23 protein-coding genes are annotated in these 24058 nt (G+C 69.4%); 20 read left to right on the forward strand and 3 right to left on the reverse strand.

The genetic code is table 11. The annotated features are described in order from the left end of the window. Positions 1 to 12: 12 nt before the first annotated feature. From ftsY to trmD, 10 genes are all read left to right on the forward strand, one after another. Complete coding sequence (gene ftsY, locus CKW34_RS09365) at positions 13 to 1593, forward strand: signal recognition particle-docking protein FtsY (protein ID WP_059381158.1); 1581 nt, start codon at positions 13 to 15, stop codon at positions 1591 to 1593. Positions 1594 to 1837: 244 nt separating this feature from the next. Continuing rightward, positions 1838 to 3145 (forward strand): ammonium transporter, encoded by a 1308-nt coding sequence (locus CKW34_RS09370; RefSeq protein ID WP_059381159.1) that lies wholly within the window; start codon positions 1838 to 1840, stop codon positions 3143 to 3145. 63 nt (positions 3146 to 3208) lie between these two features. Beyond that, positions 3209 to 3547, forward strand: a complete 339-nt coding sequence (locus tag CKW34_RS09375) for a P-II family nitrogen regulator (RefSeq protein WP_016694628.1) — start codon at positions 3209 to 3211, stop codon at positions 3545 to 3547. Beyond that, positions 3537 to 6050, forward strand: coding sequence for a [protein-PII] uridylyltransferase (locus CKW34_RS09380; protein WP_059381160.1), 2514 nt, complete (start codon positions 3537 to 3539; stop codon positions 6048 to 6050). The genes CKW34_RS09375 and CKW34_RS09380 overlap by 11 nt, the downstream gene beginning before the upstream one ends. A gap of 128 nt (positions 6051 to 6178) precedes the next feature. Further along, on the forward strand, positions 6179 to 7747 hold the full coding sequence (ffh, locus tag CKW34_RS09385; RefSeq protein ID WP_059381161.1) for a signal recognition particle protein: 1569 nt from the start codon (positions 6179 to 6181) through the stop codon (positions 7745 to 7747). Between the two features lie 13 nt (positions 7748 to 7760). Then, the gene (locus CKW34_RS09390; RefSeq protein ID WP_059381474.1) at positions 7761 to 8876 is read left to right on the forward strand and encodes an amidohydrolase family protein; all 1116 of its coding nucleotides are present in this window, start codon (positions 7761 to 7763) and stop codon (positions 8874 to 8876) included. 195 nt (positions 8877 to 9071) lie between these two features. After that, the gene (gene rpsP / locus CKW34_RS09395) at positions 9072 to 9518 is read left to right on the forward strand and encodes a 30S ribosomal protein S16 (RefSeq protein ID WP_059381162.1); all 447 of its coding nucleotides are present in this window, start codon (positions 9072 to 9074) and stop codon (positions 9516 to 9518) included. Beyond that, the gene (locus tag CKW34_RS09400; protein ID WP_006550954.1) at positions 9518 to 9760 is read left to right on the forward strand and encodes an RNA-binding protein; all 243 of its coding nucleotides are present in this window, start codon (positions 9518 to 9520) and stop codon (positions 9758 to 9760) included. Before rpsP ends, CKW34_RS09400 begins: the two co-directional genes overlap by 1 nt. Before the next feature lie 10 nt (positions 9761 to 9770). Continuing rightward, a complete protein-coding gene (gene rimM / locus CKW34_RS09405; RefSeq protein ID WP_059381163.1) occupies positions 9771 to 10361 on the forward strand; it encodes a ribosome maturation factor RimM in 591 nt (196 codons plus the stop codon). A gap of 3 nt (positions 10362 to 10364) precedes the next feature. Further along, complete coding sequence (gene trmD, locus CKW34_RS09410; RefSeq protein ID WP_059381164.1) at positions 10365 to 11072, forward strand: tRNA (guanosine(37)-N1)-methyltransferase TrmD; 708 nt, start codon at positions 10365 to 10367, stop codon at positions 11070 to 11072. Positions 11073 to 11090: 18 nt separating this feature from the next. On the opposite strand, the gene CKW34_RS09415 is transcribed toward trmD, so the two are convergent. After that, the gene (locus CKW34_RS09415) at positions 11091 to 12077 is read right to left on the reverse strand and encodes a serine hydrolase (RefSeq protein ID WP_231921862.1); all 987 of its coding nucleotides are present in this window, start codon (positions 12075 to 12077) and stop codon (positions 11091 to 11093) included. A gap of 202 nt (positions 12078 to 12279) precedes the next feature. Between CKW34_RS09415 and CKW34_RS09420 the strand changes: the two genes are divergently transcribed. The 9 genes from CKW34_RS09420 (at position 12280) to dprA (ending at position 21386) form a co-directional block, all read left to right on the forward strand. Further along, entirely contained in the window at positions 12280 to 14658 is a 2379-nt protein-coding gene (locus CKW34_RS09420; RefSeq protein WP_059381166.1) for a Tex family protein, read from the forward strand. A gap of 68 nt (positions 14659 to 14726) precedes the next feature. Then, positions 14727 to 15632, forward strand: a complete 906-nt coding sequence (locus tag CKW34_RS09425) for a hypothetical protein (protein WP_059381167.1) — start codon at positions 14727 to 14729, stop codon at positions 15630 to 15632. Positions 15633 to 15715: 83 nt separating this feature from the next. After that, positions 15716 to 16057 (forward strand): 50S ribosomal protein L19, encoded by a 342-nt coding sequence (gene rplS, locus CKW34_RS09430; protein WP_006550960.1) that lies wholly within the window; start codon positions 15716 to 15718, stop codon positions 16055 to 16057. A gap of 228 nt (positions 16058 to 16285) precedes the next feature. After that, positions 16286 to 17095 carry a signal peptidase I gene (gene lepB, locus CKW34_RS09435; protein WP_059381168.1) on the forward strand — a complete coding sequence of 270 codons (810 nt, stop codon included), beginning with the start codon at positions 16286 to 16288 and terminating at the stop codon, positions 17093 to 17095. Then, the gene (locus CKW34_RS09440) at positions 17092 to 17844 is read left to right on the forward strand and encodes a ribonuclease HII (RefSeq protein ID WP_080968152.1); all 753 of its coding nucleotides are present in this window, start codon (positions 17092 to 17094) and stop codon (positions 17842 to 17844) included. Before lepB ends, CKW34_RS09440 begins: the two co-directional genes overlap by 4 nt. 37 nt (positions 17845 to 17881) lie before the next feature. After that, on the forward strand, positions 17882 to 18196 hold the full coding sequence (locus CKW34_RS09445) for a DUF2469 domain-containing protein (protein ID WP_006550963.1): 315 nt from the start codon (positions 17882 to 17884) through the stop codon (positions 18194 to 18196). 177 nt (positions 18197 to 18373) lie between these two features. Next, positions 18374 to 18748 carry a YraN family protein gene (locus CKW34_RS09450; RefSeq protein WP_059381169.1) on the forward strand — a complete coding sequence of 125 codons (375 nt, stop codon included), beginning with the start codon at positions 18374 to 18376 and terminating at the stop codon, positions 18746 to 18748. After that, on the forward strand, positions 18748 to 20256 hold the full coding sequence (locus CKW34_RS09455) for a YifB family Mg chelatase-like AAA ATPase (protein WP_059381170.1): 1509 nt from the start codon (positions 18748 to 18750) through the stop codon (positions 20254 to 20256). The genes CKW34_RS09450 and CKW34_RS09455 overlap by 1 nt, the downstream gene beginning before the upstream one ends. After that, positions 20253 to 21386, forward strand: a complete 1134-nt coding sequence (gene dprA, locus CKW34_RS09460; protein ID WP_059381171.1) for a DNA-processing protein DprA — start codon at positions 20253 to 20255, stop codon at positions 21384 to 21386. Before CKW34_RS09455 ends, dprA begins: the two co-directional genes overlap by 4 nt. Before the next feature lie 20 nt (positions 21387 to 21406). On the opposite strand, the gene CKW34_RS09465 is transcribed toward dprA, so the two are convergent. Together CKW34_RS09465 and CKW34_RS09470 are read right to left on the reverse strand one after the other, a co-directional pair. Beyond that, on the reverse strand, positions 21407 to 22723 hold the full coding sequence (locus tag CKW34_RS09465) for a ClC family H(+)/Cl(-) exchange transporter (protein ID WP_059381172.1): 1317 nt from the start codon (positions 22721 to 22723) through the stop codon (positions 21407 to 21409). A gap of 187 nt (positions 22724 to 22910) precedes the next feature. Continuing rightward, entirely contained in the window at positions 22911 to 23177 is a 267-nt protein-coding gene (locus CKW34_RS09470; RefSeq protein WP_059381173.1) for a DUF6953 family protein, read from the reverse strand. 115 nt (positions 23178 to 23292) lie between these two features. Between CKW34_RS09470 and CKW34_RS09475 the strand changes: the two genes are divergently transcribed. Continuing rightward, positions 23293 to 24057 (forward strand): siderophore-interacting protein, encoded by a 765-nt coding sequence (locus tag CKW34_RS09475; protein ID WP_059381174.1) that lies wholly within the window; start codon positions 23293 to 23295, stop codon positions 24055 to 24057. Position 24058: the final 1 nt, after the last annotated feature.

Below are 24058 nucleotides of genomic sequence, written 5' to 3' on the forward strand. Positions count from 1 at the left end.
CAGTATGGGTGCGTGAGTACCGGAGCCTGGATAGTCATCGCCGCCGCGCTGGCGGTCGTTCTCGTCGCGCTCGTCGTCGGTCTGACCCTCTACCGGCGGCGGCAGGTGTCGCTGAAGGCGCCCGAGACCCCGCAGCTCGATTCCGCCGAGACCAAGGACCGCTCGGGCGGTTACAAGGCGCAGAGCGGATTCAGTTTCTCGCAGGGCACGGCCGCGCCACCGGCGCCGGCCCCCCGGCCTGCGCCGAAACCGGCACCGAAGCCTGCGGCGAAGCCGGAGCCCGCGCCCCGCACGGTGCCGTTGCCGGAGGAGATCACCGAAGCTCCGCCGAGCGCACCTGCACCCGCGGAGCCGAAGGCGGAACCGGCGCCTGCGCCGAAGGTCGAGCCCAAGCCTGCGGAGCCGAAGCCGGCCGAACCGAAGCCGGCCGAACCCGAGCCGGTCGAACCCGAGGTCGCCCCGGAGCCGGAGCGTCCCGCTCCCGAGCCCGTCGAGCCCGAGGTCGCCCCCGAACCGGAAGTCGCACCGACACCGGAACCCGAGGTCGAGCCCGCCCCGGCGACGGAGACCGTCGCCGAACCTGAGGTCACCGAACCCGAGGTCGTCGAACCGGAAATCGTCGAACCGGCCGGACCGGCCGCTGTTCCGCCGGCAGCCCCGATCGAGGAGATCGAACCCACCGCGGGTCGCCTCGTCCGCCTGCGCGGCCGTCTGGCCCGCTCGCAGTCGGCGGTCGGCAAGAGCCTGCTCGGTCTGCTCGGTGGCGGCGACCTCGACGAGGACTCCTGGGAGGAGATCGAGGACACGCTGCTCGTCGCCGACCTCGGCGCCGCGACGACCACCAAGATCGTCGACCGTCTGCGTGAGGAGATGGTCGTGAACAACGTGCGCAGTGAGGCCGACGCCCGCGCCGTGCTGCGCAGCGTGCTCGTCGACGAGCTCCGTCCCGAACTCGACCGTTCGATCCGGGCCCTCCCGCACGAGGACCATCCCGCCGTGCTGCTCGTCGTCGGTGTCAACGGCACCGGCAAGACCACGACGACCGGCAAGCTCGCCCGCGTGCTCGTCGCGGACGGACGCCGGGTGCTGCTCGGTGCCGCCGACACCTTCCGTGCCGCGGCCGCCGACCAGCTGCAGACCTGGGCCGAACGTGTCGGCGCCGAGGTCGTCCGCGGCAAGGAGGCCGCCGATCCGGCCGCGGTGGCGTTCGATGCCGTCGCGAGGGGCATCGACAACGGTGTCGACGCGGTCCTCGTCGACACTGCCGGCCGCCTGCACACCAAGACCGGCCTGATGGACGAGCTCGGCAAGGTCAAGCGCGTCGTGGAGAAGAAGGCCGCCGTCGACGAGGTGCTGCTCGTCCTCGACGCGACGATCGGCCAGAACGGTCTGATGCAGGCCCGCGTGTTCGCCGAGGTCGTCGACATCACCGGTGTGGTGCTCACCAAGCTCGACGGAACCGCCAAGGGCGGCATCGTCTTCCAGGTGCAGCACGAACTCGGCGTGCCGGTGAAGCTGGTGGGTCTCGGTGAGGGCGCCGACGATCTCGCTCCCTTCGAACCGGAAGCCTTCGTGGACGCCCTGTTGGGCTGATCGACGCTGCCCTGTTGGGCTGATCCGCACCGCGTCCGTCGTTCCGGCCGCTGTCCGCTCGTGCGGGCAGCGGCCGGTTCCGTCGGTGGGGATGCGGTGTCCGAAAAGTGTGAAACAAGGATGAAACAAGGTCGGTTCCTGCGTTCACGCCCACGAAACAGCGCAGCGCCTCCACGGAAACATCCGGGCAGCAAGCTTTCCCTCGACAACGCGCCGATCGGCGCGGCCTACAGGGAGGTTGCAAGTGGAGGAAGTGGTGAACACCGGCGACGCAGCGTGGATGCTGATAGCAGCGTCGCTCGTGCTTCTGATGACCCCGGGCCTGGCGTTCTTCTACGGCGGGATGTCCCGCTCCAAGTCCGTGCTCAACATGATGATGATGTCCTTCGGCGCGATGGCCGTGATCGGGGTCATCTACGTCCTGTGGGGCTGGTCGATGTCCTACGGCAACGAGAGCGTGCTCGGGATCTTCGCGAACCCGTTCGAGCAGTTCGGTCTGCAGGGAGCCATGTACGGCGAGGACGGTGAGTTCCTTGCAAGTGGTTCGGGCAACTACCCGCAGATCATCGACATCGGTTTCCAGGTGACCTTCGCGATCATCACCACCGCCCTGATCAGCGGTGCGCTGGCCGAGCGCGTGAAGTTCGGTACGTGGATGGCGTTCGCGGCCATCTGGGTCACCTGCGCCTACTTCCCGCTCGCCCACATGGTGTGGGGTGGCGGCCTGCTCTCGGGCTCCGAGGACAGCATCGCAGCGGCCATGTTCGGCACCGTCGAGGACGGCGGAGAGGTCAGCGCCGCGGTGGAGCCGATCGACTTCGCCGGTGGCACGGTCGTCCACATCAACGCCGGTATCGCCGCTCTCGTCCTCGCCGTCGTCATCGGCAAGCGCGCCGGTTTCGGTCGTACCGCCTTCCGTCCGCACAACCTGCCGTTCGTCATGCTCGGTGCCGCGCTGCTGTGGTTCGGATGGTTCGGCTTCAACGCCGGTTCCGCCTTCGCCGCTGACGGTACTGCCGGCCTGGCCTGGGTCAACACCACCACCGCCACCGCCGCCGCCATCCTCGGCTGGCTCCTCACCGAGCGGATCCGCGACGGCAAGGCCACCAGCCTCGGTGCCGCGTCGGGTGCCGTCGCCGGCCTGGTCGCCATCACCCCCGCTGCCGGCTCGCTGAGCCCGGTCGGATCGATCGCCCTCGGCGTCATCGCCGGCATCCTGTCCGCCCTCGCCGTGGGTCTGAAGTACAAGTTCGGTTACGACGACTCGCTCGACGTTGTGGGTGTCCACCTCGTGTCGGGCCTGTGGGGCACGGTCGCCATCGGCTTCCTCGGCACCGAGACCGGATTGTTCTACGGTGGCGATTACAAGCAGCTCGTCATCCAGATCGTCATCGCAGTCGTCGCCCTGGTGTTCACCGCCGTCGTCACCACAGTGATCGCCTTCGCACTCAAGCCCATGGGCTGGCGTGTGAGCGACGAGGAAGAGGCCCGCGGTATCGACGAAGCCGAACATGCGGAATCCGCATACGACTTCGCGCCGGCTCTCAAGTGATAAGAAGACCACGACAGCGAGCAGGGATGACAGCGGCCAGCGGGCTCTGGGAAGGATGAGGATATGAAGCTGATCACGGCGATCATCAAGCCGTTCACGCTCGAGGACGTCAAGGCAGGCCTGGAGCAGGCCGGTGTGCTCGGAATGACAGTCAGCGAGGTGCAGGGGTACGGCCGCCAGAAGGGCCACACCGAGGTCTACCGCGGAGCCGAGTACTCCGTCGACTTCGTGCCGAAGGTCCGCGTCGAGGTCGTCGTCGACGACTCCGCTGTCGACAAGGTCGTCGAGACCATCGTCGAGGCCTCCCGTACCGGCAAGATCGGCGACGGCAAGGTGTGGGTCACGCCCGTGGAAGCCGTGGTCCGGGTCCGCACCGGAGAACGAGGTTCGGATGCGCTCTGACCCCCAGGGGTCCGGCACTCGAGGCCCTGATCCCGCTGCTTCGGCAGCGGGGTCGGGGCCTTCGGTGTCCTCGGCCCGCAAAACCGCACCGGCGGGCGCCGCCGATCTCGCGGCCGCCCGCGACACCCTGCTTTCCGGCGGCCCCCGCAGCCGCCGCCTCGATACCGTGGCTCTGCGTCACGCCCTCGTGGATCTGCACGAATTCTGGTTGACGACGAAGGGCTCCGAACTCGGCATCAAGCGCGAGGGAGGCTTCGCCATCGTCGCCGTCGGGGGTCTCGGACGCCGCGAGATGCTCCCGTACTCCGATCTCGATCTCATCCTCCTCCACGACGACATGGCGCCGTCCGTCGTGTCGAAGGTCGCCGACGAGCTCTGGTACCCGCTGTGGGACGCGCACATCAAACTCGACCACAGTGTCCGGACGGTGCCCCAGGCCCTCCAGGTGTTCTCCTCCGATCTGACGGCCGCACTGGGAATGCTCGAGGCGCGGCACATCGCGGGCGACGCCCAGCTGAGCAATCTGCTCATCGGCGGTGTGCGACGTCAGTGGCGCACCGGCATCCGGTCCCGCTTCGACGAACTCATCGAGATGACCGAGGTGCGGTGGCAGCGCAGCGGGCAGATCGCCCACCGGGCCGAACCCGACCTCAAGAGCGGTCGCGGCGGGTTGCGGGACGTGCAGTTGCTCAATGCCCTGTCCGTTGCGCAGCTCACCGACGGCATGCCGGGACTCGGACCCGACGTCCCGGGTGGCGGTCTCGCGGCCGCCCACCGGCGACTGCTCGACGTACGCACCGAGCTGCACCGCGTCGCCGGCCGCTCCCGCGACCAGCTGCGCGCGCAGGACGCCGACGAGATCGCCGCGGCGCTGCGGATCGGCGACCGTTTCGATCTCGCGCGGGTGCTCACCGAATCGGCCCGCACGATCAGCTACTCCGTCGACGTCGGCCTGCGCACCGCGGCCAATTCGCTGCCGCGCAAAGGTCTGTCGCGGCTGCGTCGCGGACCGGTGCGGCGTCCCCTCGACGAAGGGGTCGTCGAGCACGGGGGAGAGGTCGCCCTCGCACGCGACGCGCATCCGCGTCGCGACCCGGGCCTGATCACGCGGGTCGCGGCGGCCGCCGCGCAGGCCGGACTGCCCGTCTCGGCGGCCACGCTCACCCGGCTCGCCGATCATGCCCCGGAACTGCGCGAACCCTGGCCCCGCGAAGCTCTCGACGACTTCCTGGTGCTGCTCGGTTCGGGACGTCGCGCGGTCGACGTCATCGAGTCGCTGGACCGCACAGGACTGTGGGGGCGGTTGCTCCCCGAATGGGGTGCGGTGCGCGACCTGCCGCCGCGCGACGCCGTCCACACATGGACCGTGGACAGGCACCTCGTCGAGACCGCCGTCTACGCGAGCGAACTGACGACGCGGGTCGCCCGGCCGGACCTGCTCGTCCTCGGCGCGTTGCTGCACGACATCGGCAAGGGACGCGGCGGCGACCACAGCGTGGTCGGTGCCGAACTGGCCCTGCAGATCGGGCGGCGGATGGGCCTGTGGCCCTCGGACCTGGCGCTGCTCACCTCGATGGTGCGGCACCACCTGCTCCTGCCGCACACCGCGACCCGCCGCGATCTCGACGATCCGGAGACCGTGGCCGCGGTCGTCGACGCCCTCGACGGCGATCCGGTGCTGCTCGACCTGCTCCACGCCTTGGCCGAGGCGGATTCGCAGGCCACCGGCCCGGGGGTCTGGGGGGACTGGAAGGCGTCGCTGATCCGGGAACTCGTGCGCCGCTGCCGCATGATGATGGCGGGGGACGAGTTGCCGGCGCCGGATCCGATCGATCCCGCACTCGCGAGCCTCGCCGAGGACGGTGCCCTGCACGTCGCGCTCGAACCGCGCGAGGACGGCCGCAGCTTCACCGCAACCTTCGTCGCGCCCGACGAGCGGGGTGTGCTCTCCGACGAGGCCGGCGTGCTCTCGCTGCACGGTCTGCGGGTGTTGTCGGCGTCCATCGGCAGCCACGCCGGCAGCACGGTCAACACATTCGTGGTGGCCCCGAGATTCGGTTCACCGCCCGAAGCGGCCCTGCTCCGGCAGGAACTCGTGCGGGCGCGCTCCGGCGACCTGGACCTCCTCGATGCCCTCGAGGCCAAGGATCGCGCCGAACGTGAGAGCAGGCTCCCCGAGCGCACGGCCCGGGCGGTACCCGTCAGCGCCGCTCTCGCCCCGCCGCGCATCATCTGGTTCGAAGGATCCGAAGCGGACCAGGTCGTGCTCGAGATCCGGTCGGAGGACCGGATCGGTCTGCTGTGCCGCCTCGCGGACGTCTTCGAGCGTGTCGGAGCCGACGTGCGGTGGGCACGGGTGAGCACGCTGGGTTCGACGGTGATCGACTCGTTCTGCGTCGATCTCGCCGGTGCCCACACCCGTGTCTCCCGGGAACATCTCGAGAAGGAACTGCTGTCGGTCCTGCCTGCGCCCGAGCCGCCCGCGCCCGCCGACAGATCGTGACCGACGGGTCCTGACCGCGCGGGTGGCCCGCCCTGTGGCGTGGCCACCCGCGGTCGCGACGGATCGGGAGCGGTTACCCTGGTTCGCAGCATTGTCCGCATCTTCGTCAGAGCTCAGGAGCGCATTCGGTGTTCGAATCCCTTTCCGACAGGTTGACAGGGGTCCTGAAGGACCTGCGCGGCAAGGGGCGGCTGTCCGACGCGGACATCGACGCGACCTGCCGTGAGATCCGCCTCGCCCTGCTCGAGGCCGACGTCGCGCTGCCCGTGGTGCGCGAGTTCATCAAGAAGATCAAGGTGCGCGCCAAGGGCGCCGAGGTGCACGGCGCGCTGAACCCGGCCCAGCAGGTCGTCAAGATCGTCAACGAGGAACTCGTCGGGATCCTCGGCGGCGAGACCCGTCGTCTGCAGTTCGCGAAGACCCCGCCGACGGTCATCATGCTCGCCGGTCTGCAGGGTGCCGGTAAGACCACCCTCGCGGGCAAGCTCGCGAAGTGGCTCAAGGCGCAGGGGCACACCCCGATGCTGGTCGCCTGCGACCTCCAGCGCCCCGGCGCTGTCACGCAGCTGCAGGTGGTCGGTGAGCGTGCCGGCGTGTCGGTCTTCGCTCCGCATCCCGGCACCTCCATCGGCGGTGGCGAGAACGAACTCGGAGTCACCGCCGCCGACCCGATCGCCGTGGCGGAGCAGGGCATCGCCGAGGCGCGCAACAAGCAGTACGACGTGGTCATCGTCGACACCGCCGGTCGCCTCGGTATCGACCAGGAACTCATGGCGCAGGCCGCGGGCATCCGCGACGCGGTGCAGCCCGACGAGGTGCTGTTCGTCCTCGACGCGATGATCGGTCAGGACGCCGTGAGCACCGCCGAGGCGTTCCGCGAGGGCGTCGGCTTCACCGGCGTGGTGCTCACCAAGCTCGACGGCGACGCCCGCGGTGGTGCCGCGCTCAGCGTCCGCGAGCTCACCGGCCAGCCGATCATGTTCGCCTCCACCGGTGAGAAGCTCGAGGACTTCGACGTCTTCCACCCCGAGCGCATGGCCAGCCGCATCCTCGGCATGGGCGACGTGCTCACCCTGATCGAGCAGGCCGAGCAGGTCTTCGACGCCGAGCAGGCCGAGGCCACCGCCAGCAAGATCGGTTCCGGTGAGCTCACCCTCGAGGACTTTCTCGAGCAGATGATGGCCGTGCGGAAGATGGGCCCCATCGCCAATCTCCTGGGCATGCTGCCCGGAGCCGGGCAGATGAAGGACGCCCTCGCCAACGTCGACGAGAAGCAGCTCGACCGCATCCAGGCGATCATCCGCGGCATGACGCCGGAGGAGCGCGCCAACCCGAAGATCATCAACGGCTCGCGGCGACTGCGCATCGCCAACGGTTCCGGTGTGAAGGTCTCCGACGTCAACCAGCTCGTCGACCGGTTCTTCGAGGCCCGGAAGATGATGACGGCGATGGCCGGCCAGATGGGCATGCCGGGCGCACGCAAGAACCAGCGCAAGAAGGGCAAGAAGGGGAAGAAGGGCGGTCGCGGACCGACGCCGCCGAAGGTGCGGGGCGGTATGCCCGGTGGCTTCCCCGGTCTTCCGGGTGGCATGCCGGCCGGGATGCCCGACCTGTCGAAGATGCCGAAGGGCCTCGACGAGCTGCCTCCGGGTCTCGAGAACTTCGACCTGTCGAAGCTGAAGTTCCCCAAGAACTGAGCCGAGCCGGGTGATGACCGTGACCGAGGGTGATGCGCGTTCCTTCGTCGTGCGGGGCCGGTCGTTGGCCGACGGCGAACCCGTCGAGCTGTACGTCGGGGCCGACGGATCGTTCACGGCCGAGCCCGACCCCGACGCGGAGGTGCTCTGCGCCGACGGCTGGATCCTGCCGGGTCTCGTCGACGCGCACTGCCACGTCGGCATCCGGTTCGGCGGGGGAGCGGAGGACGTGGACGGTCTGCTCGCGCAGGCCGTCACCGAACGCGACGCGGGTGTCCTGTTGCTCCGTGACGCCGGGTCGCCCGTCGACACCCGGGCTCTCGACCAGCGGGCGGACCTGCCTCGGATCATCCGGGCCGGTCGGCACATCGCGTTGCCCAAGCGCTACATCCGCGGGCTGCCCGTCGACCTCGAGGACGAGTCGCAGCTGCCCGAGGAAGTGGCACGTCAGGCCCGGGCCGGTGACGGCTGGGTCAAGCTCATCGGCGACTGGATCGACCGCGAGGCCGGCGACCTCGCTCCGCTGTGGAGCGACGAGATCCTCGTCGAGGCGATCGCCGCCGCCCACCGCGAAGGCGCGCGGGTGACGGCGCACGTCTTCGGCGAGGAGGCCCTGCCCGGACTGCTCGCGGCGGGGATCGACTGCATCGAGCACGGCACGGGTCTGACCGACGAGACCATCGCGATGATGGCTGCCGCCGGCACCGCGCTCGTGCCGACCCTGGTCAACATCGAGAACTTCCCGGACATCGCCGATTCGGCGACGCGATTTCCGGTGTACGCGGCGCACATGCGCGCTCTGTACGCGCGCCTCGACGAGACCATCGGCGCCGCCCACGAGGCCGGCATCCCGATCTACGCGGGCACCGATGCCGGAGGTCAGGTGCAGCACGGGCGCATCGCCGACGAGATCGCGTCGCTCGTGCGCGTGGGTCTCCACCCCACCGAGGCGTACGCGGCGGCGAGCTGGAAGGCCCGCGCGTGGCTCGGGCATCCGAGTCTCGAACCGGGCACGTCGGCCGATTTCGTCGTGTACCGGGAGGATCCGCGCAGCGACCCGGCCGCGGCGCGTCCCGATCTCGTGGTTCTCCGCGGCCGGGTGGTCTCGGGTAGTCCCGCGCGCCTGTAGAGCGGGTGCGCGGGGTCACCGGGTGCCGGTTTCGTCCTGGCTCGCGCGTCTGGCAGAATGGTTCGCTGTCGTCGCATCCGGTTACGTACCGCGCGGCGGTCACAGGCTAGAGGCAAAACCGGGCGTGCCAGAAGGGCGCGTCGTCCGAATTGCACGTGACACGCGCCTCGGCGCACCCCGAAGGAGAACACAGCAGTGGCTGTCAAGATCAAGCTCACCCGTCTCGGCAAGATCCGCAACCCGCAGTACCGCATCGTCGTCGCGGACTCGCGCACCCGCCGCAACGGCCGGGCCATCGAGACCATCGGCAAGTACCACCCGAAGGAAGAGCCTTCGCTGATCGAGGTCGATTCGGAGCGTGCGCAGTACTGGCTGAACGTCGGCGCGCAGCCGACCGAGCCGGTCCTCAACCTCCTCAAGATCACCGGCGACTGGCAGAAGTTCAAGGGCCTGCCGGGTGCTGAGGGCACGCTGAAGAAGGCGGAGGCGAAGCCGTCCAAGCTCGAGCTGTTCCAGGCCGCCCTCGCGCAGGCCGAGAACGAGCCGGCTGCCGAGGCTGTCACGCCCAAGAAGAAGAAGGCTGCCAAGGAAGAGTCCGCCGAGGCGTCCACCGAGGCCGAGTCCACCGAGGCCGCCGAGTAATGAGCGCCGTGGTCGCCGATGCCGTCGAGCATCTCGTTCGTGGAATCGTCGCCCATCCCGACGACGTCCGCGTCGACCTGATCGCGGGCCGTCGGGGCCGCACCGTCGAGGTGCATGTCAATCCCGACGACCTCGGCAAGGTCATCGGCCGCGGCGGTCGCACCGCGACCGCACTGCGGACCCTCGTCACCGGAATCGGTGGCCGGGGTATCCGTGTCGACGTCGTTGACACCGACCGCTAGGCGAGCGTCGATGGAGCTCGTCGTGGGCCGTGTGGCCAAGTCGCACGGCATCCGAGGCGAAGTCGTCGTCGAGGTTCGCACCGACGAACCCGAGGAGCGCTTCGCCGTCGGCGCGGTTCTGCGTGGACGCAAGCCTCGCGACAAGCACCTGCACGAGTACACAGTGGAAGCCGCCCGGGAACACTCCGGGCGGCTTCTGCTGCGCCTGCAGGGCATCGACGGTCGCGACGCCGCAGACGCGCTGCGCGGGGTGCTGTTCGTCGTCGACAGTGCCGACCTTCCGCCGTCCGACGATCCGGACGAGTTCTACGACCACGAACTCGAAGGGCTGACGGTGCGGATCGTCGCAGGTCGCCCCGACGGCGGAAACGAGGTCGGCACCGTCCGCGAGGTCCTGCACACGGCCGCCGGCGAACTGCTGTCGATCCGGCCGACAGGCCAGGAACGTGGAGAGCTGCTCGTCCCGTTCGTCACCGAGATCGTTCCGACGGTGTCGGTGCGGGACGGCGTGATCGAGATCGATCCGCCCGACGGGCTCCTCGACCCCGATTTCGGGGAACCGCCGTCCAAGAAGAAGAAGTCGACCGAGGGGAAGCAGTAGTCCGTGCGGCTCGACGTCGTCACTATCTTCCCCGAATATCTCGAACCCCTGCGGGTCGCCCTGCTCGGCAAAGCAATCGACAAGGGGCTCATCTCCGTCGGTGTGCACAACCTGCGCGACTGGACGCACGACGTGCACAAGGCCGTCGACGATGCGCCCTACGGTGGCGGGCCGGGCATGGTCATGAAACCCACCGTGTGGGGACCGGCGCTCGACGACGTGCTCGCCGGACCCGATGGTGGAACCGACCCCGACGTGCTGCTCGTCGTCCCGACGCCCGCTGGTCGCCGCTTCGATCAGGCCACCGCACAACGCTGGTCGAAGGAGAAGCGGATCGTCTTCGCGTGCGGTCGCTACGAAGGAATCGACCAGCGCGTCTTCGACGATGCCGCGAGGCGCGTGCGCGTCGAGGAGGTGAGCATCGGCGACTACGTCCTCATCGGTGGGGAGGTCGCCGTTCTCGTCATGGTCGAGGCCGTCGTCCGGCTGCTACCCGGTGTGCTCGGCAATCAGCAGTCGCACCAGGAGGATTCGTTCTCCGACGGACTGCTCGAGGGCCCGAGCTACACCCGGCCTGCGGTGTGGCGCGACCTCGAGGTGCCGCCGGTGCTGTTGTCCGGCGACCACGGCAAGGTTGCTCGCTGGCGCCACGAGCAGTCGCTCGAACGCACCCGGGACCGACGACCCGATCTGCTGCCGTCCGACGACTGACGCCGCGCCGGACGGCCCTCAGGGCCGGTGCGCGCTTCCGAGCGTCGTCTCGACCGCCAGCGTGACGGTCTCGCGCGCGTGCTGCGCGCTCCCGTCGTCCGTCGCGTCGTACATCGCCGTGTCGGGCAGGAAACCGGTGTCGTAGAAGGGATCCGACTCGTCGTAGGTGACGGTCTCCCGTGCCGTGACCACGGCCACGTACCGGTGGTCGTCGCCGAAGAATCCGGTGGACAGGTGCAACCATTCACCGGCCAGGCAGCACATCCACCCCTGCTTGACACCCAGATCCGTGGAGTCGCCGAGACCCTCGGGAAGCCCGAAACGCTGGTCGTATCCGTCGACGCCGTCGTCGGTGAACTCCACCAGGTGGCCGACGATCCGGGCCGCACTCTCGTCACCGGAGGCGCTGTCGCCGAGCAGATCGTCGTACCAGGTCAGCAGGTCCGATGCCGTCGTGGTCGTGTTCCACCACCAGGACCCCGGATCCGGGGGAGTCGTGCCGGTCAGGTTGTGCCGCTCCACGACGTGCTCGACGATCTCGGGACCGCCGTAGGTCTCCCACAGCAGCGTGGCAGCGTTGTCGTCGGAGGAGCGCAGCATCGACCGGATCAGTTCGTGGTCCTCGTCGGCGAGCGTCGCCTCGCCCGTCACCTCGCGGTACAGGACTTCCTCGGCGATGAACAGCTTGACGGTCGAGGCGGTCTCGAAGGGTTCGTCCGTGCCGCCGAGCACGCGGGTCCCGGATTCGCGGTCGAGCACGGCGACGGTCAGGCGCGCTCCGCGGCTGTCGGCGAGTGCGACGGCCGCGTCGATCTGCCGGGGGAGCTCGGCCGTCGACAGCGTCACGGTCGGCTCGTCGGAATCGGTGTCCGCCACCGAGGCGAGACCGAGGGCTTCGTGCGGGAGCGGGTGGGTGTCCATCGAATCGCAGCCGGATACGGCCAGTGCGGTGGTCACGCACAGCATCATCGCGCCCGATCGTGCGCGTCCGCGCCCGTGCTTCATTTCCGGTTCCTGCATTCCATTGTGCTGTGGACGATAGCGCCGGTCCACCCGACAGCCTGCACGGACCCCGCGCGTGAGCGCGCACGGTCACAGGCGCGGGCGCCTACGCGGTCACAGGTGCGGGCGCCTACGCAGGCACAGGTGCGGGCGCCTACGCAGGCACAGGCGCGTGGCGAGGGCGGCAACTGTAGGGTCGTTCGACGTGACGACCGAACTCGACACCGTGAACCGGCGGATCGCCCAGGAACTCGACGTCCGCGAAGACCAGGTGGCCGCGGCCGTGGGACTGCTCGACGGCGGCGCGACCGTGCCGTTCGTCGCGCGTTACCGTAAGGAGGCGACCGGCGGTCTCGACGACGCCCAGCTGCGCACTCTCGAGGAACGTCTCCGCTACCTGCGCGAACTCGACGAGCGCCGCGTCGCGATCCTCGAATCGATCGAGGCGCAGGGCAAGCTCGACGACACGCTGCGCGGCCAGATCATGCTCGCCGACACCAAGGCGCGGCTCGAGGACATCTACCTGCCGTTCAAGCCGAAGCGGCGCACCAAGGCGCAGATCGCCCGCGAGGCCGGTCACGAGCCCGTCGCCGACGCGCTCATCGGCGACCCCACCACCGATCCTGCCGGGTACACCTCCGAGCAGCTCGATGGTGCGCGCGCCATCCTCGTCGAACGCTTCGCCGAGGATGCGGACCTCGTCGGCGAGCTCCGGGAGGCGATGTGGACGCGCGGCAAGGTGACCTCCACCGTGCGGTCCGGCAAGGAGAACGACGGCGCGAAGTTCTCCGACTACTTCGAGTTCTCGGAACCGTTCACCCAGCTGCCCTCGCACCGCATCCTCGCCCTCCTGCGCGGCGAGAAGGAGGAGGTGCTGTCGCTGTCGTTCGATCCCGAGATCGACGAGCCGGTGCCCGGCGAGCGCAGCTACTACGAGGGCCGGATCGCGACGCGCTTCGGCATCGCCGACCAGGGTCGCCCCGCCGACAAGTGGCTGCTCGACACCGTGCGGTGGGCGTGGCGTACCAAGCTGCAGATGTCGCTGTCGCTGGACATCAGGATGCGGCTGCGGCAGTCCGCCGAGAAGGATGCGGTCGACGTCTTCGCCGCCAATCTCAAGGACCTGCTGCTCGCCGCACCGGCCGGCACTCGCCCGACGATGGGTCTCGACCCCGGCTACCGCACCGGCACGAAGGTCGCGGTCGTCGACGCGACCGGCAAGGTCGTCGACCACACCACGATCTATCCGCATCAGCCCCACAACAAGCGTGACGAGGCCCTCGCGGTGCTCGCCGCCCTGGTCGCGCGGCACGGTGTCGAATTGATCGCCATCGGCAACGGCACGGCGTCGCGTGAGACCGACGCTCTCGCAGCCGATCTCGTGTCGCTGGCGAAGGTGCCCGGGCTGACGAAGATCGTGGTGTCCGAGGCGGGTGCCTCGGTCTACTCGGCCTCCGAGTACGCCACCAAGGAACTCCCGGACCTCGACGTGTCCATCCGCGGTGCGGTCTCCATCGCGCGCCGTCTGCAGGATCCGCTCGCCGAACTGGTGAAGATCGACCCGAAGTCGATCGGCGTCGGCCAGTACCAGCACGACGTGTCCGAGACGATGCTCGCGCGGTCGCTGGGCGCGGTCGTCGAGGACGCGGTGAACGCCGTCGGTGTCGATGTCAACACGGCGTCGGTCCCGCTGCTGTCGCGCGTCTCGGGTATCACCGGCTCGCTTGCGGAGAGCATCGTCGCCCACCGCGACCAGAACGGTCCGTTCCGGGCGCGCACCGCGCTCAAGGACGTCCCGCGACTCGGCCCGAAGGCCTTCGAGCAGTGCGCGGGCTTCCTACGGATCCCCAACGGTGACGACCCGCTCGACGCGTCCGCGGTGCACCCCGAGGCGTATCCGGTGGTGCGGCGTATCGTCGACCGGACGGGCAGCAGCGTCCGCGAACTGCTCGGCAACACCACGACCCTGCGGAAGCTGCGCGCGGACGAGTTCGCTGACGACCGTTTCGGTGTCCCCACCGTCACCGACATCATTTCCGAGCTCGAGAAGCCCGGCCGCGACCCGCGTCCCGAGTTCAGGACCGCGACCTTCGCCGCCGGTGTCGAGAAGGTCGCCGACCTGAAGCCCGGCATGGTCCTCGAGGGAGTGGTCACCAACGTCGCGGCGTTCGGTGCATTCGTCGACGTGGGCGTGCACCAGGACGGCCTCGTGCACGTCTCCGCCATGTCGCGCAGCTTCGTGAAGGATCCCCACGACGTCGTCCGGTCCGGCGAGGTCGTCAAGGTGAAGGTCCTCGAGGTCGACGTCGCGCGCCGGCGCATCGGTCTGACACTGCGACTCGACGACGAGATCCCCACCCCGGGCGCCGAGAAGTCCGGAGGTCATCCGCGCGGAGGTGCTCGTCGTCCCGGAGGCCAGGGCGGCGGTAACCAGGGCGGCGGTCGGGGCCGGAACGGCCAGGGCAATCGCGGACAGCAGGGCAATCGGGGGCAACAGGGCCGTGGCGGCGACCGTCGTTCGGCGCCGGCCGCCTCCGGATCGATGGCCGACGCTCTGCGACGCGCCGGTTTCGGTAACAACTGACGCGAATCACCGGGTCACTCCTGCAATGCTGTGGACATGAGATCCACGGTGGCCGGAGTGAGCCGGTGATGCTCGACTGGATGCGGCGCGAGATCGTCGATCAGGGGCGCCTCCCGCTGCTGTTCTTCCTGCTCGGTTTCGTGGCCGCGTTCGTCTTCATCCGGATCAGCGTGCGGTTGATCCGCGCGCAGGTGCGCTGGTGGCCCGGCAACATCACCCCCGGTGGTCAGCACGTGCACCACGTGGTGTTCGGTGTCGTGACGATGGTGATCGCCGGTGGGGGACTGATCGCGATCTCCGAGGACGCGAACCGCCTCGCCGCCTGCATCCTCGCAGCGGTCTTCGGCATCGGTGCCGCGCTGACCCTCGACGAGTTCGCGCTGATCTTCTACCTGAACGACGTGTACTGGGAAGAACAGGGACGGGTGTCCGTCGACGCCGTCTTCGTGGCGATCGCCGTGACCGGGATGTGGTTGCTCGGCCTGCGACCGTTCGAACTCGGGGACGCCACGAACTTCGAGGACAGCGGCGACTGGGCCGGACGAGCCGCGCTCGTCGTGGCCGTGCTCGTGAACCTTCTGCTCGCCGCGATCGTCCTGGCGAAAGGCAAGATCTGGACCGGCCTGGTGGGGTTGTTCATCATCCCGCTGCTGTGGGTCGGAGCGATCCGGCTCTCGCGGCCCGGTGCGCCCTGGGCTCGCTGGCGGTACGGCAAGCGGCCACGTCGTATGGCGCGCGCGCTCGAACGCGAACGTCGACTGCGACGTCCGGTGATCCGCGCCAAGATCTTCGTGCAGGATCTCGTCGCGGGCGCCCCGACGCTCGAGACCGTGCGGGGCAGTGTCGAGCACTCGCGCACCGCGACCGAGGCGGAACTGGACCGCCGCGTCAAACCGGCGCCACCGCCGATTTCATCGATCGATGCTCCGTCTGGCACAATGGACGGGTTGCCCCGTTCGGGCACGCCTACCTGACCTGGGCACGAACCGGTCGAGCCCGCCATACGGCGGTCGCCGCCAGGTTCCTCTGCTCGAGCGAACAAGAGGATGTAAAACCGATGAACACCCTGGACTTTCTGGACGCCAAGTCGCTGCGCGACGACATCCCGGACTTCCGTCCCGGCGACACTCTCGACGTGCACGTCAAGGTCATCGAGGGCAGCAAGGAGCGTGTGCAGGTCTTCAAGGGCGTCGTGATCCGGCGTCAGGGCGGCGGCATCCGCGAGACCTTCACCGTCCGCAAGGTTTCCTTCGGAGTGGGCGTGGAGCGCACCTTCCCGGTGCACAGCCCCAACCTCGCCAAGATCGACGTGCTGACCCGTGGCGACGTCCGTCGCGCGAAGCTCTACTACCTGCGTGAGCTGCGCGGCAAGGCTGCCAAGATCAAGGAGAAGCGCTGATCTTCGGCCGCTGACCAGCCCCTCGGGCTGCTCGGCACGGCTCTCGAGCCACCCGATACAGCATCCGACGACCCGGCCCGGACATACGTCCCGGCCGGGTCGTCGTCGTTCTGGATGGCGGTCTGTCTCTCGCCCGGCCGGTCGACGGTCGTCCTCGGCGGACCGCTGTACCGCAGACGCTAGTCTGTCGAGGTGGCAGATTCCCCGCACGATCCGGCTCGACCGGATGTGAACCGCAACGATGTTCGAGGTTCGGCTCGGAGCGATCGAGCCGACGGTGCACACCACCGGCGCGAGGACCCCGCGGCGAACGACACCGCCCCGGAGGCGAAGAAGCAGAAGTCGTTCTGGCGTGAACTGCCGATCCTGGTCGTCGTCGCACTGGCCCTGAGCTTCCTGCTGCAGACCTTCGTGGCGCGGGTCTACCTCATTCCCTCGGAGTCGATGGAGCCGACACTGCACGGCTGCCCGGGCTGCACCGGCGACCGCATCGTCGTCGAGAAGGTGGGTTACCGCTTCACCGACCCCCGCCCCGGTGACGTCATCGTCTTCGAGGGCCCCGACTCGTGGTCGGCCGGGTACGTCTCGACACGTTCCGACAACGTCGTCGTGCGGGGACTGCAGGAGATCGGTTCGCTCGTCGGCGTCGTGCCGCCCGACGAGAACGACCTCGTCAAGCGCGTGATCGCGACCGGCGGGCAGACGGTCGAATGCTGCGACGACCAGGGCCGTGTCCTCGTCGACGGTGTCCCGCTCGACGAGCCGTACGTGACCATGGACTTCCCGTTCACCCCGGGTGTCGTCACCTGCGAGACCGAGGTGCCCTCCGGGCGCTGCTTCGGGCCCGTCACCGTGCCCGAGGGCCACGTCTGGGTGATGGGTGACAACCGCAGCAACTCCGCCGACTCGCGTTACCACGTCGGGGACGAGCATCAGGGCTCGATCCCGCTGGACAATGTCATCGGTAAAGCCCGCTTCATCGTGCTGCCTCCCGGCCGATGGGGCCTGATCGATTCACCGGAGATCCTTCCCTCGTGACTGCTTGGCCACCTCGACCCGTGATCCGTCGCTCCTCGGGACTGCGCACCATGGAGTCCGCGCTCGCGCGGTGCGGTCTCGGTCCGGTCGCGGGGGTCGACGAAGCCGGCCGCGGTGCCTGCGCCGGGCCGCTGGTCGTCGCGGCCTGTGTGCTCGGCGACCGGCCGCACGCGTCGCTCGACCGGCTCGACGACTCGAAGAAGCTCACCGAACGAACCCGCGAGGAGCTGTACTCGGTGATCGTGAAACGCGCCCGGGCGTGGAGCGTGGTGGTGATCCCCGCGGAGGAGGTCGACGCGATCGGCGTCCACGTCGCCAACATCGAAGGCATGCGACGCGCGGTGGCGGGTCTGTCGACTCCGCCCGGTTACGTGCTCACCGACGGTTTCCGGGTCCCCGGACTGCCCGCACCGTCCCTGCCCGTGATCGGCGGCGACGCGGCCGCCGCATGCATCGCGGCGGCCAGCGTGCTCGCGAAGGTCACACGCGATCGGATGATGGTCGACCTCGACGGCGAGCTACCGGAGTACGGTTTCGCAGTACACAAGGGCTACAGCACTCCGACGCACATGGCGGCGTTGGCCGAGCACGGCCCGTCACCGCAGCACCGGCGGTCGTGGGCCAATGTGCGCTCCGTGTGCGGAGTGCCCGCAGTGCGACGTCGGTTGTTCGCCGACGACCCGGTTCGTCGCTCGTATGCAGACGACCCGGGGCGTCGATTGTTCACCGACGAGGCGGATGCGGGATGATTGCAGGACACACCAGACTGGGAGGACACCGAGACCGATGAGTGCCGAGGATCTCGAGAAGTACGAAACCGAGATGGAACTCTCGCTGTACAGGGAGTACCGGGACATCGTCGGTCAGTTCGCGTACGTCGTGGAGACCGAGCGCCGGTTCTACCTGGCGAACGCGGTCGAGTTGCTGCCGCACAACGCCAACGGCGAGGTGTACTTCGAGGTGCGCATGTCCGACGCCTGGGTGTGGGACATGTACCGTCCCGCACGCTTCGTCAAGCATGTCCGTGTCATCACGTTCAAGGACGTCAACATCGAAGAGCTCGACAAGCCCGAACTGAGACTGCCCGACAAGCTGGGCTGACGTCCTCGGGGACGATCCTGCGCGCAGCGGCCGCATCCTAACCGGGGCGCCGAGACCGAGCCCTTCGCCGCGGCTCGTCGCCCTCGGTTGTGCACAGGCACCGCACTCATCCACAGATCCCCCGATCTCCGTGCTCGGACCCCGATTCCACGTGCCTCGGTCCTCCACAGTGGGCGCATGCAGGGGACGAATCGGACATCACACAATCGGGATCTGGGCGCGCTAGGCGAAGACCTCGCCGCGGACTACCTCGAGTCGACCGGCATGGTCGTGCTCGCCCGGAACTGGCGCAGTCGATACGGCGAACTCGATCTCATCGCACAGGACGGCGCGGCCGTCGTCTTCGTCGAGGTCAAGACCCGCACAGGCACCGGATACGGCACCCCCGCCGAAGCGGTGACGCCCGCGAAGGCCGAACGCATCCGTCGCCTCGCCGGGCAGTGGTTGTCCGAACAGACGCGCCGCTGGTCGCACATCCGCGTCGATGTGGTCACCGTCCTGCTCGCGCGGGGGCACGCTCCGGAGATCACCCACCGCAAGCAGGTCCTCTGATGGCGCTCGGACGCGCGTGGTCGGTCGCGGTCTCCGGGATCGACGGGCAGGTCGTCGAGATCGAAGCCGACATCGGGCGAGGTCTGCCGGGTGTGACGATGGTCGGGCTGCCCGACACCGCGCTCCAGGAGTCGCGCGATCGGGTGCGCGCCGCCGTGTCGAATTCCGGTGCCAAGTGGCCGGATTCGAAGGTCGTGCTCGCACTGTCTCCGGCCACGCTGCCGAAGGTCGGCAGTGTCTACGACCTCGGGTTGGCGTGCGCGGTCCTCGACGCGGCGGATGTCGTGCCGACCGAGGCAGTCTCCCGGACGGTGCTGCTCGGCGAACTCGCGCTCGACGGGCGCGTCCGTCCGGTGCGCGGTGTGCTGCCCGCCGTGCTCACGGCGAAGAAGCACGGCTGGTCGCGCGTGGTGGTGCCCACCGCGACGATGACCGAGGCGGCGCTCGTCGACGGCATCGACGTCTACGGCGCCGAAACGCTGCGCGAGTTGGTGATCTGGCTGCAGGGCGACGGTCCGCTCGAACGGCCCGATCCGCGTGCGCTGCCACCACGGGCGGTGCGGGGTGATCTCAGCGAAGTGGTCGGTCAGCACGAAGCGCGTCGCGCGATCGAGGTCGCTGCGGCCGGCGCGCACCACCTGATGCTGACCGGTCCGCCGGGGATCGGGAAAACGATGCTTGCACAGCGACTTCCGGGGATTCTGCCGGACCTGAGCGAGAATCATGCCCTCGAGGTGACGGCCATCCACTCGGTGGCGGGCACCCTCACCAGCGACCGGCCGCTCGTGACGGAACCACCTTTCATCGCGCCCCATCACACGGCGTCGGTGAGTTCGCTGATCGGAGGCGGCACCGGCATGGCGAAACCCGGCGCGGTGAGCCGGGCGCACCGCGGCGTGCTGTTCCTCGACGAGGTCGCCGAGATGGGGACGAAGACACTCGAAGCGCTGCGTACACCGCTCGAGGACGGGGAGGTACGCATCGCCCGGCGCGACGGTGTCGCGCGATATCCGGCTCGGTTCCAGCTGATCCTCGCCGCCAACCCCTGCCCGTGCGCACCGCCACGCGACGCCGACTGCGTGTGCGCGCCGACCGCACGTCGCCGTTATCTGGGGCGACTGTCGGGCCCGCTCCTCGATCGCGTCGACCTGCGGGTCCGGATGCAGGCCGTCGCGACGAGCGCATTGATGGGGGAGACGGGCGAGAGCACCGACGACGTGCGGGCGCGTGTCGCCCGGGCGAGAGCCGCGGCACGCGAGCGGTGGGCCGATCACGGCTGGGCTACCAACGCCGAGGTGCCCGGACCGGCCCTCCGGCAGAAGTTCCGGCTTCCGCGGGCCGCGCTCGAACCCGTCGAATGGGCGCTGCGTAAGGGCGCTATCACCGCGCGAGGAGCGGATCGCGCACTTCGGGTCGCGTGGACGCTGAGCGACCTCGACGGTTCCGATTCGCCGTCGGCGACGCACGTCGCTGCCGCCCTCGACTTCCGGGATCGGGGTGTCGCATGAGCGGACACGACGATGAACGGCGCCTGGCCTGGGCCTATCTGTCGACCGTCACGCAGGGCGCGTCGCGATCGTTGTCGGCGGCGGTCGAGGCCGCGGGTGTGCTCGAGGTGGCGGCCGCCATCCGGTCGGGCTCGGGCCTCGGCGAACTCTCGTCGCGGTACTCGGTGCGGGCGCACCTCGACACCGCGGCACGGGATCTCGACCGTCTGGGTCGGGCCGGAGGTCGACTGGTGACGCCCGACGACGACGAATGGCCCGCATGGCAGATGCTCGGCTTCGGCACCCTCGACACCGCGACCGACGCCGAGGGGCCGCCCCTCGCACTGTGGGTGTGGGGGAGCCGGCGGATCGACGACCTCGCCGAACGCGCGATCGGCATCGTCGGGACCCGTGCCGCGAGCGGTTACGGAGAGCACGTCACCGCCGAGATCGCCGGGGACCTCGCCGCCGACGGGTGGACGGTCGTGTCCGGTGCGGCCTTCGGCGTCGACGCTGCCGCACACCGCGCGGCGCTCGGGGTGGGCGGCACCACGGTCGCGATCCTGGCCTGTGGGGTCGATCGGGCGTACCCGGCGGCGCACACGACCATGCTGCGCCGGATCTCCGAGTCGGGCCTGGTGGTCAGCGAACATCCGCCGGGTACGACCCCTGCGCGGTACCGGTTCCTCGCCCGCAATCGGCTGATCGCGGCGTTGTCCGCCGGCACGGTCGTCGTCGAGGCGGGTTGGCGCAGCGGGGCGCGCAACACCGCGGCTTGGGCGCGACGACTCGGCCGGCCGGTCATGGCGGTCCCCGGACCGGTGACCTCGGCGGCATCGCAGGGCTGTCACCGCATGATCAGGGAAGGCGAGGCCCGTCTGGTGGGTGCGGCGCGCGACATCGTCGAGGAGTGCGGTCCGCTCCTGGCCTGCGGGGACGACGACCGTGACGGCCTGTTCCGCCGCGACCTGGACGGACTGTCGGGTGACATGGCTCTGGTCTACGAGGCACTTCCGGCATCGGAGGTCTGCGATCCGGCGACGGTGGCCGAGTCGGCGGGACTGCCGATCGAGCGGGTGCGGGCTGCGCTTCCCCTGCTCGAACTCGACGGCCTGGTGGTAGCGACGGACGGAGGGTGGCAGCGGACATGACCCTGGATCGATGCCAGGGTCTACGCGCGGTCGGGAGGGGCGCCGAACATGCGGTTGCGCAGGCTGTCGTAGATGGGCGGGACCCGCGTGGAGGATGCCACGACGACGGCGCAGATCGTCGCGGCGAGCATCGGGACCGTCACCCCCGTCACCGCGGTCATCTCCACGACGAGGACGACTCCGGTGATCGGCGCCCGCACCGACGCGCCGAAGAGGGCGGCCATCCCTGCGATCGCCATCGGTACGGCGAGGGACGACCCGATCCCGGGGACGATCACGGCGCAGATCCCGGCGCACAACAGTCCCCAGAGAGCACCCAGTGCCAGGAGGGGCGCGAACAATCCGCCCGGTGTCCCGGCCGCATACGACAGCGGTCCCGCGACGAACCGCAGCAGGACGTACCAGGCGACCACCGGCAGTGCGAGGGCGCCACCGCCCACCACGTGCTGGACGAGGGAGTCGCCGCCACCGCCGGCCCACGGTGCGACCACCGACAACAACCCGACGAGTCCGCCGATGATCGCGGCCTTCGTCACCGGCGAGAGCGAGCGGATCGACTCCACCACGCTCAGCGATCCCAGGACCATCCGGTTGTAGGCCGCGCCGAGCAATCCGGTGAGCAGACCGAACACCACGAAGACGGGCAGCAGGACGATGGACGGGGGAGCGATGGGGTCCACGGTGAAGTCTGGGGTGTCGCCGACGATCGTCCGCGAACACGCCACCGCGGCGGCCACCGACAGGACGACGGGCACGACGGTGCGGAAACGGAAGCTGCCGGTGACCTCCTCGAAGACGAACAGCGCACCACCGATCGGGGCGTTGAACGCGACCGCAAGTCCGGCACCGGAGACCGAGGTCTGCAGCAGACGTTCGTGTTCGGGGTGCCGGGAGCGGCGTGCGGTCTCGGCGCCCACCGCGGCACCCATGTGCACGATCGGACCCTCCCGCCCCAGGACGAGGCCCGACCCGATCGACAGGAGTGCCCCGACGAATCTGGAGGGCAGCACCGACAGGGGTGGTGGCGCGGCCTGCCCGCGGTCGACGGCCTCGACGTGCTGGATCCCGCTACCCGAGGCGAGGGGGACCACCCGGACGATCAGCGCCGCGAGCAGTGCGCCGAGGATCGTGATCCCCACCGGCACGAGCCATCCCGGACCGGGGAGTTCGTGCGCCCACTCCACGGTGTGGATCCGCCATCGTTCGAGCCGTTCCAGGCACCAGCGGAAGGCTCCGCCGACGACACCGATGACGGTGCCGGCCACGATCGCCAGCACACAGATCGTCGCGAGTTCGCGGGCGGGTACGGAAGGTTCCCGCTCGTTCTCGATGTCCACCCGGCGCCCTCCGACCTGCTGCCGACGCGCCGATCGGCTCGGCAGTGCCGGAGACGGTCGCGCGAAGGAGTCGTGACCGTATGCTCACAGACTTCGCGCCGTTCCGCCGGACACGCGAGGGGTGAATTCGGAGGATTACCGTGCTCGCCTGCGAAATCGGTGTCTTGCGAAGGGGCCCGAGTGTCGACTACTCGTCGGAGGGCTCGGCCGTCGGCGCGTCCTCGACGTACCAGGCGCGGTCCTCGCGGTCCCACTTCACGGCACCGCGGTGGGCCTTGCGGAACTCCTTGAGGACAGCGCGGTCGATGGACGGGTGGCCGTTGTCGTTCACGTAGATCCACTCGGAGCCGAACTTGGCCTCGATCGCGTCGACCATGTCGGTCTGGGTGACCCTGCGTTCGGTGGTGATGATGTCGGTCATCCAGGTGGCGATGTCGGCCGCGGTGGTGCTCATGTTCTCGAGCCTAGAGCCTCGCCGATCGTGACCTCCCCGCCGCACCCCGCGACAGAGTACGGTGACGCGATAATAGGTAACCCTAATAGGAGGTTCGGTGGCACGGAAAGCGCCCATGGGGACGACACTCACGGTCCTGCGGACCGAGACGATCGGCGAGCACTTCGTCCGCGTCGTACTCGGCGGAGACGGCTTCGGCGGGTTCCAGGCCCGCGCGGAGACCGACAGCTACGTGAAAATCGAGCTGCCTGCGGGGAACGACACGGTCGTCCGCACCTATACGGTCCGGCGCGTGGACGCGGACGCCCGGGAGATCTGGATCGACTTCGTCGTGCACGGCGACGAGGGTGTCGCGGGGCCGTGGGCTCGCTCGGTACAGCCGGGCACGCAGGTCGTGGTGCGGGGACCCGGGGCGGGATACCGGCCCGATCGCTCCGCCGACTTCCATCTGCTCGCCGGCGACGAGACCGCGATCCCCGCAATCGCGGCCGCGCTCGAGGACTTGCCCGCCGACGCGCGGGGCGCGGTCTTCCTGGAGGTCATCGGGCCCGGCGACGAGCTGAAGCTCGACGCCCCGGCGGGTGTGGACGTCACCTGGCTCCATCGCGGTGTCGCGGCCGGAGACGCCGGTGCCGACCTGATCGACGGCAACTCACCCCTCGTCGCTGCGGTGAAGGCCCTGCCCTGGCCGGACGGTGACGTGCAAGTCTTCGTGCACGGAGAGGCCGAGGCCGTCATGAAGCACATCCGGCCGTACCTGCGGAAGGAGCGGGCCGTACCGCCGGCGCGCGCGTCGATCTCGGGTTACTGGCGTCGTGGACGCACCGAGGAGGGCTTCCGCGTGTGGAAGAGCGAACTGGCGGCCGTCGCGAGCAGTTGAC

The organism is Rhodococcus rhodochrous (genome assembly GCF_900187265.1).
Lineage (GTDB): Bacteria > Actinomycetota > Actinomycetes > Mycobacteriales > Mycobacteriaceae > Rhodococcus > Rhodococcus rhodochrous.

Bases quoted from the DNA above. Each gene is read 5' to 3' on its own strand.
- CKW34_RS09375 (WP_016694628.1), top strand. From the start codon at position 3,209: ATGAAGCTGATCACGGCGATCATCAAGCCGTTCACGCTCGAGGACGTC.
- CKW34_RS09380 (WP_059381160.1), top strand. From the start codon at position 3,537: ATGCGCTCTGACCCCCAGGGGTCCGGCACTCGAGGCCCTGATCCCGCT.
- CKW34_RS09390 (WP_059381474.1), top strand. From the start codon at position 7,761: ATGACCGTGACCGAGGGTGATGCGCGTTCCTTCGTCGTGCGGGGCCGG.
- CKW34_RS09400 (WP_006550954.1), top strand. From the start codon at position 9,518: ATGAGCGCCGTGGTCGCCGATGCCGTCGAGCATCTCGTTCGTGGAATC.
- rimM (WP_059381163.1), top strand. From the start codon at position 9,771: ATGGAGCTCGTCGTGGGCCGTGTGGCCAAGTCGCACGGCATCCGAGGC.
- CKW34_RS09415 (WP_231921862.1), bottom strand. From the start codon at position 12,077: ATGAAGCACGGGCGCGGACGCGCACGATCGGGCGCGATGATGCTGTGC.
- CKW34_RS09425 (WP_059381167.1), top strand. From the start codon at position 14,727: ATGCTCGACTGGATGCGGCGCGAGATCGTCGATCAGGGGCGCCTCCCG.
- rplS (WP_006550960.1), top strand. From the start codon at position 15,716: ATGAACACCCTGGACTTTCTGGACGCCAAGTCGCTGCGCGACGACATC.
- CKW34_RS09445 (WP_006550963.1), top strand. From the start codon at position 17,882: ATGAGTGCCGAGGATCTCGAGAAGTACGAAACCGAGATGGAACTCTCG.
- CKW34_RS09450 (WP_059381169.1), top strand. From the start codon at position 18,374: ATGCAGGGGACGAATCGGACATCACACAATCGGGATCTGGGCGCGCTA.
- CKW34_RS09455 (WP_059381170.1), top strand. From the start codon at position 18,748: ATGGCGCTCGGACGCGCGTGGTCGGTCGCGGTCTCCGGGATCGACGGG.
- dprA (WP_059381171.1), top strand. From the start codon at position 20,253: ATGAGCGGACACGACGATGAACGGCGCCTGGCCTGGGCCTATCTGTCG.
- CKW34_RS09470 (WP_059381173.1), bottom strand. From the start codon at position 23,177: ATGAGCACCACCGCGGCCGACATCGCCACCTGGATGACCGACATCATC.
- CKW34_RS09475 (WP_059381174.1), top strand. From the start codon at position 23,293: ATGGGGACGACACTCACGGTCCTGCGGACCGAGACGATCGGCGAGCAC.